Annotated in this window: 12 protein-coding genes and 1 pseudogene; all 13 read left to right on the top strand. The window is 34.4% G+C overall.

Going from position 1 to position 14,075, the window contains the following annotated elements:
• The first annotated feature begins 243 nt into the window (after nt 1-243).
• A complete protein-coding gene (locus tag ACFSTH_RS11825) occupies nt 244-513 on the top strand; it encodes a transposase (RefSeq protein WP_377771393.1) in 270 nt (89 codons plus the stop codon).
• An 858-nt stretch (nt 514-1,371) separates the two neighbouring features.
• The gene (locus tag ACFSTH_RS11820) at nt 1,372-2,286 is read left to right on the top strand and encodes a hypothetical protein (protein ID WP_377771395.1); all 915 of its coding nucleotides are present in this window, start codon (nt 1,372-1,374) and stop codon (nt 2,284-2,286) included.
• Nucleotides 2,287-3,045 (top strand): VPA1262 family N-terminal domain-containing protein, encoded by a 759-nt coding sequence (locus tag ACFSTH_RS11815; RefSeq protein ID WP_377793688.1) that lies wholly within the window; start codon nt 2,287-2,289, stop codon nt 3,043-3,045. It begins immediately after the preceding gene.
• A 60-nt stretch (nt 3,046-3,105) separates the two neighbouring features.
• A complete protein-coding gene (locus tag ACFSTH_RS11810) occupies nt 3,106-5,040 on the top strand; it encodes a hypothetical protein (protein ID WP_377771397.1) in 1,935 nt (644 codons plus the stop codon).
• 619 nt (nt 5,041-5,659) lie between these two features.
• Nucleotides 5,660-6,280: a hypothetical protein gene (locus tag ACFSTH_RS11805; RefSeq protein ID WP_377771399.1), complete on the top strand. Its 621-nt coding sequence runs from the start codon at nt 5,660-5,662 to the stop codon at nt 6,278-6,280.
• A gap of 1 nt (nt 6,281) precedes the next feature.
• Complete coding sequence (locus ACFSTH_RS11800; RefSeq protein WP_377771401.1) at nt 6,282-7,232, top strand: Mu transposase domain-containing protein; 951 nt, start codon at nt 6,282-6,284, stop codon at nt 7,230-7,232.
• On the top strand, nt 7,233-7,988 hold the full coding sequence (locus tag ACFSTH_RS11795; RefSeq protein WP_377771403.1) for an ATP-binding protein: 756 nt from the start codon (nt 7,233-7,235) through the stop codon (nt 7,986-7,988). It begins immediately after the preceding gene.
• A 774-nt stretch (nt 7,989-8,762) separates the two neighbouring features.
• On the top strand, nt 8,763-9,101 hold the full coding sequence (locus ACFSTH_RS11790) for a hypothetical protein (protein ID WP_377771405.1): 339 nt from the start codon (nt 8,763-8,765) through the stop codon (nt 9,099-9,101).
• Between the two features lie 501 nt (nt 9,102-9,602).
• Entirely contained in the window at nt 9,603-9,809 is a 207-nt protein-coding gene (locus ACFSTH_RS11785) for a hypothetical protein (protein WP_377771407.1), read from the top strand.
• A gap of 25 nt (nt 9,810-9,834) precedes the next feature.
• The gene (locus ACFSTH_RS11780) at nt 9,835-10,767 is read left to right on the top strand and encodes a bacteriophage abortive infection AbiH family protein (RefSeq protein WP_377771409.1); all 933 of its coding nucleotides are present in this window, start codon (nt 9,835-9,837) and stop codon (nt 10,765-10,767) included.
• Between the two features lie 268 nt (nt 10,768-11,035).
• Nucleotides 11,036-11,851 carry a hypothetical protein gene (locus ACFSTH_RS11775; RefSeq protein ID WP_377771413.1) on the top strand — a complete coding sequence of 272 codons (816 nt, stop codon included), beginning with the start codon at nt 11,036-11,038 and terminating at the stop codon, nt 11,849-11,851.
• Nucleotides 11,852-12,041: 190 nt separating this feature from the next.
• A complete protein-coding gene (locus ACFSTH_RS11770) occupies nt 12,042-12,566 on the top strand; it encodes a hypothetical protein (RefSeq protein ID WP_377771415.1) in 525 nt (174 codons plus the stop codon).
• Between the two features lie 346 nt (nt 12,567-12,912).
• Nucleotides 12,913-13,662, top strand: a pseudogene (locus tag ACFSTH_RS11765) (SEFIR domain-containing protein); the annotation flags it as partial.
• Nucleotides 13,663-14,075 lie beyond the last annotated feature (413 nt).

The following is a 14,075-nucleotide window of genomic DNA, read 5'->3' as shown; positions in this document are numbered from 1 at the left end:
TTTTCACCTAACGAATACCGAAGAGCTGCGTAACGAAAAGAACCTCAGCTCTGTTAAAACGAGCCGAGGTATCTAACCTAACTATTTTTGTTTTTTACACTGTCCACTTGACAGGGAGCACTTCATTAATGACGTTTTACGGCTCTTTATTTAACCCTCAAACTGTCAACTGGATTTAGTATAAAGAAGTGGACACAAAATGGTAGACTGTTAAAATAAAAATAACAGGAAGGTTGTGTTCACATGAGCAAGCAACAGAATCGGTATAACGATGAATTCAAATGCATGATTGTAGACCTTCACTGTCAGGAAAAAACAGTTCAGGAATTAATGAGCGAGTATGGTCTAAGTAAAGCAACCCTATATAAATGGATCAAAGAACGTCAAGAAATTATGGTTGATCAAGAACAAATTTCTGATCTTGAAGTCAAATTAATGAAAGCAATGATTAAAGAACTTGAAATGGAGAATGACATCCTAAAAAAAGCTATGACCATATTCGCGAAAAAATAAGTGTCCGTGAACTCGTTAAAGGCATTCACAAACATGCTAAATCACATTCTATATTAAACATCTGTCATGTTACTGGTATTAGCAGAAGTAGCTACTATTACTGTCGTAAGGAGCGTCCTGAAGGCCGCTGGCTCTCGAAAATAAGCGTTTAGCTCAAGAGATTATTCGTATCTGCCTGTCGTAGGCCAAGAACATATATAAAAATCGGCGCCAAGCACGTTTTTTATTTTAACGATATAAGTTCTTGTCTTTTGGTCGGAAGAAGAACTTATATCGTTAGCCGAAATTAGACAAGAACATGTATTGTTAACCGATTTCTTTAACTTTATAACTGAAGAGTGGTTTATAGTTTATTTTCAAAATTATCTGAATTGTAGTTCTTAATGATTTTAAGTAATTCAGTTAACCACATACCGAGTTTTTACAAACTTTAGGGTCTAATTAATCTACGAAACTAAATTATAGCTCCTTATACCTGAAGAGGCTTTTAATGTAATGATTAGTAAGTCCTTTAGATAACGGAAAATCCATTTAATTTTCATTGGGCATGATACTACCGGTTGTTATTTCACTGATAGAACCCTTAGATATATGGACTATTTGGGGAAGGATGTCTATCGACATAAACATGACTATTTAAGGTTCAAGTCAGATAGAGATATATCAAGAGTGAGAGAAAAATACATAAGGTACACTAAGACAGAGCTAATCTAAAGAATTAACTCACTTGAAGCATATATATCTCAAACAAAAGTAGCCTGGTTGAAAGCTCCATTTGAGAGTTTAAAGGAATTAGGTGTTGTGATTTGATTTTAAAAAGGAAGGTAGTATTTTTATGATGTTTGGAGGAATGAAGTTTTGAACTCAAATTATTCACTTGATGAAAAAGCTAAAGAATATCTTGATACAGAAATCACCCTCTTATTCCTTGTGGATGAGACTACAAACAAACAAGAATTCAATTTATTTACAGTGATTGAATTTAGACCTGAAGATCAAGAAAAATCAGAGTTAATCACATCTAAAGGTTCTGGATCAAAGATTTACAATGTTAAAAGATTAAAGCTAAGTAATAAAAGGTTTGTATATGTAAGCAGATTATTAGTTTCAGTCAAGGAAGGTCTTGATATATACCGCTCAATGAAAGCACGTAACTGCAATTTGACAATTGATGGTATTAATTTTTTTGATTTAAAAAACGCTGGTGTTCTAACTGAGGAACCACCTAATGAGTCCTTGGTGATAATTCCACCAAATTTGTTAGAGGGAACATCAGTAGGTGCAGTATTACCTAAGAGAAAGATGTCTAGTAAAGTCATAACGTTAATGGATTTAGAAAAAAAAACGTTGGCAATGCTAACAACTAAAGAAAGAGATGATATTACTGATTTTGCTAATAAGGAACTAGGAATTGAATTACGGAGCTATGAGGAATATATTGGGGCCTGTATCTTGCGAATGCCGAATCCCATTCTAAGGAAAATGCATGAAAAACTAACTATAAATAGTGATCTTATCCTAGAACTGTTTGAGAGAAAAGGAAAGTCTATATTAAATGGAGTTGTAGAACTCAACGATAAAAGACGATTAGGAAATGGCTTTGTCATTAGAAAAAAAATAGATAAGACCCGTTTGTTAATCACTCTTCCTTATAAACCAAATTGTTTACATACAAGAATTTTTGATGCAAATAATGATTTAATCGAAGAATGTGAAAACTATTTCAATTCTCATTTCAATATATCTATTGGGATAGTTGGGGAAAAACGTTAAATTATTATCATTGATACAACAGGAAGAAAATCGTATTCGACTGAGTTCGATGTCATATCTGAAACGATAAATTCCAGAGAGATTCAAACTAACACTGTAGAGAATACTTTAATAGAAAGTGATGCAAAAAGAGAATTGAAAGCATTAGAAGAAAAACGAGTTTTTTTGTATTTTCCAGGCGGTACCCAAGAATCATCTGACCGCGCAAAGAAAATTGTAAGGGAATTACTTAGTACAGTGAAAGAAAGATGTATTATTTGTGATCCTTACCTTTCGAGTAGCGATATCGTTCAATATGCATTAGTGGTACGGTATTCACAAGTAAAAGTTCGATTAATAAGCTCCATAGCATTCCTGAAAGACAAAGCGGATCGTAATATTGATGAATCTCATACACATGCAGAAAAGATAGTAAGGACTCTTAAGGAGATAAAAGAGCAAGATTCAAGATTAAATATTGAGTGTCGAGCTCTTGTAGGTCGAGATAAAAGTCCTCTTCATGATCGTTTTTTGGTGATTGACAATGAAGTATATTTATTAGGGAGTTCCTTGAATGAATTTGGTTCACGAGCTACTACATTATTTCGGGCACCAGACTCAAAACTGTTAATTGATGCTGCGGAGACTTGGTGGAATAGCGATAATGATACTACTGACTTGTATAACTGGCTGCAGAAAAAAGATGAAACGATTAAATCTTCGAAATTAGGTGGATTATTTAAAAGGCTGTTGGCTCGATTTAATCGAAATAATTCATAAAGCCTGCTAATTGAATATTACATATAGTGCATAATACTAATATAATGGGAGATTAAGTACATGACACAGGACCCGAGATTTCTTATAAGGCCACCTCTAGAAAGCAAATACTATTTAGAAATTGAACAAAAAGCTCTATTTCTAGAAGGTAATTGTAGAACTGAGGATTTAGAAATGGTATCGAATTGGCTGGCCTATGAAATTCTTTCGCTAATTAATCCATCGATTTTCTCTTGTATAGATAGGCCTAAACTTAAGGATTTACCTATCGGTTTACTGATGGCAGCGAATAGTTTATATCAATCTATTGTCGAGCAGCAACATAGGGAACCTAATGAATATGAAATTGAATACTTGGTACTTGATAAAAAAATTGGTATGAAAATTGCATCATTATCAAATGAAATTCTAAATTTGGATGATCTATCCAAGTTTTTGATAAAATACCATGGTATTTACGCTGCATGGCTGGAGCATATTGAAAATTTGTCAAACTCTATCGAACAACAAATTTTCCACTCACCTTCATACGAAAATATTTTAGAACTTGTTAGGATTTATGGAAGGCTCAGTTACAAAAGCCAATGGGGGAGCTTTGATGCACAGCTGAAAGACGAACAATTAGGCATTTTTAAAAATAAGTGGAAGATAATTAATGAATTTTATGCATACTACTCTTTCACACTAAAAGTAGAGCTTGACTGGCGTAACAGACTCTTACTAGATAATTCGTTTAGTAGTTGGATTCAATGGGTAATGAGTTTACCTATAATGCCAATACAGGTCACAGCTGTAAAAGACATAAGGAATTTGGATACTGTAGAACGATTAATAGTGGAGATTTTAAATGTTGGTCATTATCAAACAGATGATAGAGTAAATCTTCTACTTCTATTGATGATACATGCTATAGAGTTGTGGAATGAAATGAGTAACAAATTAATAGGATTAACTCAAGTAGACGGATTAGTGATAGATGAGGTTGAATCATTTAGAAAGCAAATGGAAAAGGAAAAAAATAACTGGTTCAATATTGAACTTCCTCAACGGTCGAATAAATTGGCGAATATACTAGTTTCCGGACAGAGTTTGCTCGGAATGAATGCGATATACGCTATAATTCCACATCTTATCGTTAAAAAAAAGGGGGAGTCAGTCAATCATTTTCGAGAAGCAATTAGTAAGCAGATAGCTTTACAACAGAATTCTCCAGAACTCATTAAAAAAATTCTAAGTTTTAAAAATGGGAACACTCCTATCCTTATATCAACATTAATCATTTTCAATTCTAAAGAAGTTCAGGTGGATACAATCGATGAGATTTGGAAAGCATATTACGATCTGTTAACGGTAGATAATTGGAGAGGGGGATTTTATAGTCATCAAGACGACTATAATTTTGTTCGGTATATGGCTAGTTTATTACTTTATACTTCTGATCCTACTCTGAAGATTCAACAAGTAATAGAGTCGACAAAAAAACCTCACGAGGGTTGGCAGTATAATAGTAAAGAACACCATAAATCGCGTGATCAAATGGCTCACCTCATTATCGTTGGTGCAATTGCTAGTGAATTGATGCACAACAAACAATTCAATGCTAGTGATACTTACAGTTATATATGGAAAACCTCTCATGATTTTCTTCGATCTTCAGCAAATATACATGATGAAATGTACAAAATACTGATTAAAGAACTTTGGAAAAGGTTAGTATTGATTCATCCGAATGATTATAAGGACAAGGCAATATCCGCAATAATTAATATGGACTACCTAAATCATATTATAATTGCTGTTAGTTCACTTCAGGAGGGTATTTCACAATATAAAAACAAAGAGCAAGAGTTGGACCAGGAGTTACAAGAAGTGATTTTTAAGCGATACAACGAATTGATGCCTGTGTACCGTGAACAAACGAATGTGACAAAGGAAGAAATCCAACGTTACGAAAATGTTATTAAAAAACTTACATCTGGAATATGTCAGTCTTAAAATAATATTACTGCAATAGCTTAGCACCAATCGAAAATTACCCTTATGGAACAAATTTGAAGTTAAGGATTATGAGAGAAATGGCGTTGCACGATCAACAGAGCAGGACAGTCGAAAAGGCATATGAAGACAAAAAAGAGATGTTCAACATCTTGAACAGTTAATATTGATTTATAGAGGAGCTTTCATGGCTCCTTTTTGTTATCTTCTTAATATCTTGTCGAAAGACAATAACACATATAATAAGAATTCGTACCCAGCACGGCTTTTCTAATGTGGCTTTAACCAGTTGTGTGGTGTTACTTAAAACCACTCGATTTACGGGTGGAAGATATAGGATTTAAGGCCAATCTTCTAAAATTGAGATGTTCATGCTCAATAAAAGAAAGGAATGGTCTTAAATGACATGTATTCTTAGCCGAGAAGCTCGGATGATTATTTCACTGTTAAGGCAACACCGTTTCGCATTTGAGCATCACCAATACGCTACACAGCATCGGCACAACTTTGTGAAGAGATTCGCACAATGGCATCATCAATCCGCGTAATAACATCACTTCTTATAGTATTAGTTTCGAGAGAAACTCTCACAACTATCTATGAGAAGGAGTACAAAAAAATGGCAAAGAAAATTAAGGTGAAGCTTGTATTAGAGCTTCGTGCAGCACAATTATCGCAAAGGGAAATCTGTCGTTCGCGAAAGATGTCTCAACATTCTGTTGGTGATGTTTGTAGGAGGGCAAGCGAACTTGGCATCACTTACGATGATGTCAAAGACAAGTCAGACGAAGAGGTCTATCGGATGTTTTATCCCGACAAGTATGTCTCTGAGATGCTCTACAATCTACCAGACTACAGCTATATCCATACAGAACTGAAGAAAACAGGTGTTAATTTAAAGCTCTTATGGCATGAATACAAGGATTTATGTCATACCTCAAATACATTATCCATGGGGTACACAAAATTTTGTGAAGGTTATTCCGAGCATGTAACAGCGAATAGTCTAACCAATCATCTGCGTCACAAGCCCGGTATAATTTGTGAAGTCGACTGGAGTGGTTCTACGATGGCCATTGTCGATCGCGCTACAGGAGAAATGATCAACGTAAATTTGTTTGTCGCGACTCTCCCCTACAACCAGTATTCGTATGTCGAGCCGTGCCTTGATATGAAGCAAAAATACGTGGCTGAAATGCAATATAAATATGCTCGAGTTTTTTGGCGGCTCAACGGTTAGGGTGACTTGCGATAACCTGAAGACAGGCGTAATCAGCCATCCGCGTGAAGGCGACATTGTCCAAAATAAAAAGTATGAAGATTTCGGAAATCACTATCTCACTGTGATCATGCCAGCTGGGGTAAGAAACCCCAAACAGAAAGCATCCGTAGAAAGTACCGTAGGGAAAATAGCCACTGCCATCATTGCTAAGCTCAGAAATGAAGTGTATCACTCTCTGGAAGAGATAAAGATTGCCGTAGGCTGTAAGCTAAAAGACTTTAACGATGCACCGTTTCAAAAGCGAGAAGGTAGCCGTACGGAAGTTTTCAATGAAGTGGAACGTAAACATCTGCGTGACTTACCTTCTACGCCGTATGAAGTCGCTGAGTGGGTTTACGGTCATACCATAAACCTAGATTGCCATGTTGCTTACAAAACAAATCGCTATTCGGCCCCCTACAAATTCGTCGGTAAAAAGGTAGATATTAAGATTACGGACTCGCTGGTTGAAATCTACTATAATAGTGAACGGCTCTACACCCACAAAAGGCTCCCTGACTATGTGAAGTACAAATGGTCCACGTGTGACGAGCATCTGCCGGACAAGTTCCATCATACGGAATGGGATGATGAGCGTATTAAAAATTGGGCCTATTCGATCGGCGCGTGTACAGGCGAAGTCGTAGACCGGATCTTCACTAGCGTCCGAGTGAAAGAACAAGGATATAACTCTGCTCTATTCGTACTGAGATTAAGCAAAACGTATTCATCTGAACGTCTCGAAATATCTTGTGAGCTTGCACTAGAACGGATCAGGTCACCACGGTATAAAAACCTGAAAGCCATCTTGTCGTCAAATCAGGATCAAGTCTTTCTATCTAAGAAGGAAACGATAAAATCTAAGGAACTTAATCAGAGCGTTCAGGGTTACGTCCGCGGTTCACAGTATTACAGCGGAGGTGACCAATAAATGACTCTGCTTAATGAAGAAACAAGAAGAAAGCTTCGTGAACTAAACTTCAGTGAGATGATCGAAGCCATCGATCAGCAAGCTCAGAACATTGGTTACTCAAGTCTGTCCTTTGAGTATCGCATGAAGTTAGCCATCGATTTCGTCTATCAAAGAAAGCACAACGGCAAAGTAGAGCGATTGATAAAGTCAGCACAGTTTCGCATGACAAATGCTTCATTCAGCGATATCTATTTTATCGATCGTGGATTAGACAAGGAGAAGCTTCTCAATCTTTCTACGACACAGTTCATCGACACGAATTCTAGCATCATATTCCATGGATTCACGGGATCAGGTAAAAGCTACCTCGCGTGTGCGCTTGGGAAACAAGCTTGCATGCAAGGAATAAGAACCAAATACATTAGAATTCCAGATCTTTTGATGCTGCGAGATGAGGCAACACTGACATCACAAGGGATATCTAAACTGCTTAAGAAATTTGCAAACTATAAGCTACTGATTCTCGATGAATGGTTGCTCGACGAACTTTCAGAGGAAGAACAATATTTTATCTTCGAATTGATCGAACGTAGACATGATATTAGTTCCACTATCTTTTGTACTCAGTTCATGAAAGAAGACTGGCATGCACGCCTTGGCGGAGGTGTCCATGCTGATGCCATGATGGATAGAATTGTTCATAATGCAGCGTGGGTGTTTACAGGTAATCTGAACATGAGACAATTTCAAGCGAAGAAACAAAACCATTTTTAGGTCATTCTGTCATGCTGCCTAGGCAGCATGACATTCCATAACCCAACGATGTCCTAACAGAATATTGCTGATGCTCTAACTGAGAATCGATGATGTCAGAATGAGCAACTTGGTGATGCTTTCAGAGTGAAATAATCACGGATTAATATTTACTATGTTTAGTGTGCTTTAGTTATCCAAATGGTAGCATAATTCATTCAAATCAATTCGAATTTAACTATGGATTTATATAAATTTCATTACTCCATAACTCCATAAATTAGTGACAGAGTATCTCAAGATAAATCTTAGGAAAATTTAAATCATACACAATAGTCCTGAGCAAAAGACAAGAACTTGTATGGTTAGCCGAAACTGGACAAGAACATATATGGTTAACCGATTTGTTCGAGTGGAAAGTCAGTATGTTGTTTTCCAGTACTTTCTGGGGATCGTTTTTAAGCGATTAAAAGTATTTTAGTTGACAGTATGGTTAGCTAAGTTGGTTAGATTCGATACGAGATTTAGTGATAAATTGTAAATAAAAGAGGTAATATGCATTAATGAATCGAATACTAAATATTAGTAAATTAATCCATATTATCACTAAGCTGATAATGTGGCTTGGGAATATGGTAAGCCTCTGAAATAAATACTGTTTACGATATACTCCGTTATAGTCATTCACACCCTTTAATAATAATTAATTATATAGTCGCAAAAGAAAAATTTAAAAGTTGCCGGTAAATCAATAACAATCCCATTCATTTTTTTGTTTAGTAAGGAGGGTATTAGGTGGATTCGAATAGTAAATTTAAACAAACTAGACTACTGAGCTTATTGTACGATAGACGAAGAAAAATAGACAGAATCGTCTATTTGAATTCTAATAGTAATTTTTCAGGATATGTAAGTGATATTATTAAGGAGTTTAAATCAATTCCTTTTGATGATTTAAACTTAGAACAGAAATTGAAACAGACAGAAATCAAGTTGAATTTAATGTTGGATAGGGATTATAAAGATTTCACCGAAGATGAAATTCAGAAAACAAAAGAGATTAGCGTACAATTAAAAAATAAGATTGAAGACTTTTCAAAATATAAAGAAGATAGGGAGAAAAGGGTATTTTAATATCACGTCAAACAACCTATAACAATTTTGAACATTATATGGAATACCCTCTGGCGAAAATAACATTAAATAATTGGACTAATCAACTAACAAAACCACTGTTATACGGCTTGCAGGACCAGACATATAGAAGATATAGAAACACAATCCAAAAGATTGCAAATGATAGATAAGAAATCGTCTAGTCACCAGCAGTATAATGAAATTGTTTTGCTAAATAACTTTAATATACTACCGATTGCTGTTTTTTAATCGAATCAGAATGTAAAGAATTTGAAATGGAAAACTGAAAAAAATTGTCTATTAAACTAAACCTACCATTGATATTAATTTAGAAACGAGAGTGTAACCAGCCTTATGGCAAATCAATTGTAAGACTCATGTCGTTACAAACATCTCTGAATAGGGAGTGACAGTATGTATCCTATTATTTTAACTATTAAGTGCCCAGAAAATAATGTACCATGTCAAGCAATCTATGATGTAATTGGAGAATCTTTAATGTTTTCAGTGAAAGATGGTGCTGAATTATTATTTGATGAAACACTTATTTCAGAAGCAAATGAGTGGTGTATGTACAACGGTTCTAACTGTGAAAGCATTCATCGTGCCAATCATCATCTAATGTTTTTAGGTGTATCCGAACTCTTTGATCCCGGTGAAAATGTTGTTTACGTATCTCGCACGATAGAGTTTGAAGAAAACTAAAGGAAACAGATAGAAGGGAATTTTTATGACTAAATTATTTATTATTGGAAATGGATTTGACTCCGCACATGGGCTTCCTACTAAGTTTGTAGACTATAAAAATTCATTTAATATGGGAGATTTTTATTACGATGAAGATGATGAAAAATCAGAGATTGAGTTAATATCACGTAATCGAACCAAAAACGATGATATTGGTACATTAGATGTAGATGATACAAAACGATTTGCTTTCCAAACTTTATGTGCGTGTGCTACTGATAAAGATAATTGGAGTGACATAGAAGAATCAATTGCTAAAGCACCTGAGCTAAGATTTAATACAGAAATAACTATGACAGAGTTAGAAGGTTCTGAAATTGTAATCGCTGTATCTACTATGAAGGAATATTTTGATATTTGGATTGCAGGTATCAATATATCAAAATCTCGTCCTAAGCCAGATTTTCGTACATTAACTAGTGATCAAGATCTCTTTCTCACATTCAACTATACTGAGACATTAGAAGAAGTTTACAATATACCTGAAAGCCAGATTTGTCATATTCATGGAAAGAGAATGACTGTGAAAGGGAAGACTATTGTTAAAGGGATAGAATTGGGTCACGGTGAAAAGCCGAGAAAAATAAGCGACATGGTAACAGATTACTATGAATATGTGAGCCTAAAAAGAAAAGCTCATCAATCTATACGGAAAAAGACATCAAAAATATTATATAGAAATAGAAACTTCTTTAATAAGATATATTCTAACGATATAATTGAAATATATTCATACGGTTTTTCATTTGGCAGTGTAGACAGGTACTATTTTGAAAAACTTTTTAAAAAACTAGATACAACAAAAATTGTATGGCATTTTAATGATCACTCAGATTTTAACGAAATGATTAAGCATGCCGTTATTTTAACTCTATGTGGGTTTAAAGGTACTTTTGATAAGTATCATATTGACTAATTATCAAAGTCTACAAATATCTCCGAGTAGAAGTAGGGACTTACATGACGCACGCCTTATTTAATAAGGGGATCTACGCCATTATCAATAAGAAACTTAATATTGTATATGTTGGCGATATATTCAATTAATACAATAACTGTTGTAACATAATTGGATTATTTCACCAATTTATACAGTTCATATTTCGCTTAATTGAAGAACGAAGATCGTAAATTAGATAGTTACAGGAAATCAGAAAAGATTTTAGATAAAGGATGATAACAATATGAATGAAAGACGTTATTACTCTCAAAGACAAGGTGCTGTAAAGCCGTTGGTACTAAAAGATTTAAAATCAGCGTTCCAATCAGTATATGAAGATTTCACAAAAAAATATTACTTCATTGATTTATTGGGAAAACGTATATCTGATGATGATAGGATAATTGGTAATAGTTTCGAAGCCTTTTGTATGCGAAAAGTAAATCGAAATATTATGCATCCAATGAATGCATCCTATTATAAAGAAGAAGATTTGTTTGATGTGGTAGAGCTACTGCATGAATACATAAATTATCCTTTGGTTACTATAAAAGATGATTATTTTAGCACTACTGAAGTGTCATCAATTCCTGAAAAAAAGGCTGTTGCTCAAAATGAATTTCGTGACGAAATAAATATATTTCTTAAGCAATACTCTAGCGGCTGGGAACTTTCCAACGATGGCTACATTAGAAATACATTGGAAGAGAGTTTTGTAAATCTCGTTGATAACACTGAAATTTATGGTGATGAAGAAAATATAGATGTTAAAATTCGTCGTGCTAAGGAGTTATATTTAAAACACGGCTCGAATAAAGAGGATAAAAAAGCGGCCATAAGGGAAATTGGCGATGCTTTAGAATTTATTAGATCTGATTTAAAAGAAAAGATAGGAAAGAACGAGGCGGATCTTTTTAATATATTGAATAGCTTTGGAATAAGGCATAATAACATGTCTCAAAAAAATAATTATGATCATGATATTTATCTTCCTTGGATGTTCTATACGTTCCTCTCTACGTACGATGCATATGTAAAATTAAAAAAGCAAGAAAAATAACTTAAAACTGATTTTCTATAACACCAAATTCACGCATCGGGCTGACGCCCACAGTCCCACAAGCGGCTTCAAGGAAGTTGTTGCTGTGGACACATTCATCGGACGGCGTTAATATACGAAACGTTATGTGAAATCATCGTAAGAATTAATTCTAATTTATAAAAATAATATTTAGTAACGAGGAGATATTATGGAATTTACCAGTAGATGTCCTTCAATTATTAATAGAAAGCAATTACGTGAATGTGTATCCTTGTTAGATCAAGAGTATATTACTTTGCCATATCATATTTATATATATAAAAATCGTCAAGAACTAGAGAGAGAAAGAAATGAAACACCAAATATGTTAGATGAATCGTATAAGACAATTTTAGAAAACAAAGCAGCTGTACCAATTGGTATTTGTCTTGATGATATTAAAATGATAAAGATATTTCCATTCAATTTAGACGATACTGAAAGTGATGCAATTAAATGTAAAGTTATTTGGAATGTATTCCATGAAATTCGTCATGCATGGCAATACTCAAAAAATATGTACACTGAAGAGGCGTTAATTCTAAGTCCAGAAAATATAAAAGATTATTATGATCAGAATTCAGAAAGGGATGCCAATTTATTTGCTGATGAATTTTACAAAAATAAAGTCAGTGAACTACTAAAAATTCTTGAAATTAATAGAGGGATCTTGATCCAATCTAAGGTTTTATAATAGAGAAAAAATATCAAGTTTATTCAAATAAGGTATTGAAATCACATAACATCGTAGTCAAGCTCGACTGCGCCTTGGTTAGCAGAAGTTAATGAAACAGATTCGATAAATCAAAATTCAGCTGAGATGAAGCAAAAGCTGCTACCACTCCTGCGATCCTAAGTCTGGCAACCCGTTTCATGCGGTGACTTAATTGCTCTAGGTTCATTAATACAAGAACGAAATTTGAAATGTTGTAAAAGAACCATATTATAGTACACAGGAATGGGGGAGATATTTCATGCAACCAAAAGTATTTATTTCATATAGTTGGAGTAACCAATCTCGCTAAGAACTTGTTCACCATTGGGCTGAAAGATTAATTGGTGATGGTATTGAAGTAATATTGGATATTTATGACCTTAAAGAAGGTCATGACAAATATGCGTTTATGGAGCGAATGATCACAGATTCTTCTGTTACAAATGTTTTAGTAATATGCGACAAGATATATACCGAAAAAGCAGATTTACGTAAGGCAGGTGTGGGTACAGAATCACAAATAATCTCTCAAGAAGTCTACGATAAAGTTGAGCAGTCTAAATTTATACCTATTGTTTGTGAGTTTGATGAGAATGGAGAACCGTATTTACCCATATTTTTAAAATCACCAATATGGGTAAACTTCTCAAGTCCAGAAACTGAAAACGAGAATTGGGAACGTTTAATACGTCTAATGTATGGAAAATATCTCTATCTAAAAACGAATATTAGAAAGAAACCAACCTATATATCTACTGATATTCCAATTCCAACTAATGAGAGCTTAACAAAGTTTAATTCTCTTAAGCAAGCTATTCTTCAAGACAAAAAAGGAATTGATATGTACAGACGAGATTTTTTAGATGCATGTCTCAAATATGCTGATGAGTTAAGAGTGCGTGAACGCCCTATTGTTGATTCAATAGGGGGGAAAGTCCTAGAGGATGTCAATAAGTTAAAGGTAGTTCGTGACTTTTTCGTTAATTGGGTAATCCTTGAAAGTGAATCATTATCGAAAGAGGTTTTTGCAGAAGTATTGTTCAGCTGCAGGCGAATACAATCTCCTACCATCTGATGCTAAAACGGTTCGAAGGTTTCCTGACCGTGTATAGTAGTTATAGGTTTGAGTATCTCGTAAAGCTACCAAAATTACATTAAGAGCGGGAGCAAACAGCCAGAGATACTTATCGATTAAACATACACTCAAATCTATTACAAGCCTATCCTGCTCGAAGAGAAGCGTCGTCTGAGAAGTCTGAGATAGAAACAAGATTTAGACATACTAATTCAAATGGAGCAATACTTTGCAACTCAAAATCAAATAAGGTTGAAAAACGAATTCCAGAGGTTTAAACAATAATATAGATACTCGGAAATTAAATGATTAAAAATGAGCTTTCTGGAGATTATAAACTAGTTTTAAGAGGAATGGTTGGAATGTTGAAAGTCAATGCAAAAAATGTACAACAAATAAACCACATGAAGTGG

It is taken from the genome of Paenibacillus yanchengensis, assembly GCF_042684845.1.
GTDB lineage: Bacteria > Bacillota > Bacilli > Paenibacillales > Paenibacillaceae > Pristimantibacillus > Pristimantibacillus yanchengensis.
The sequence above is the reverse complement of the archived record's forward strand: the minus strand, read 5'-3'. Positions and strand labels throughout refer to the sequence as shown.

Excerpts from the sequence above, each read along its gene's own strand:
- ACFSTH_RS11825 (WP_377771393.1), top strand. The coding sequence starts at position 244 with ATGAGCAAGCAACAGAATCGGTATAACGATGAATTCAAATGCATGATT.
- ACFSTH_RS11810 (WP_377771397.1), top strand. The coding sequence starts at position 3,106 with ATGACACAGGACCCGAGATTTCTTATAAGGCCACCTCTAGAAAGCAAA.
- ACFSTH_RS11805 (WP_377771399.1), top strand. The coding sequence starts at position 5,660 with ATGGCAAAGAAAATTAAGGTGAAGCTTGTATTAGAGCTTCGTGCAGCA.
- ACFSTH_RS11795 (WP_377771403.1), top strand. The coding sequence starts at position 7,233 with ATGACTCTGCTTAATGAAGAAACAAGAAGAAAGCTTCGTGAACTAAAC.
- ACFSTH_RS11785 (WP_377771407.1), top strand. The coding sequence starts at position 9,603 with ATGTTTTCAGTGAAAGATGGTGCTGAATTATTATTTGATGAAACACTT.
- ACFSTH_RS11780 (WP_377771409.1), top strand. The coding sequence starts at position 9,835 with ATGACTAAATTATTTATTATTGGAAATGGATTTGACTCCGCACATGGG.
- ACFSTH_RS11775 (WP_377771413.1), top strand. The coding sequence starts at position 11,036 with ATGAATGAAAGACGTTATTACTCTCAAAGACAAGGTGCTGTAAAGCCG.
- ACFSTH_RS11770 (WP_377771415.1), top strand. The coding sequence starts at position 12,042 with ATGGAATTTACCAGTAGATGTCCTTCAATTATTAATAGAAAGCAATTA.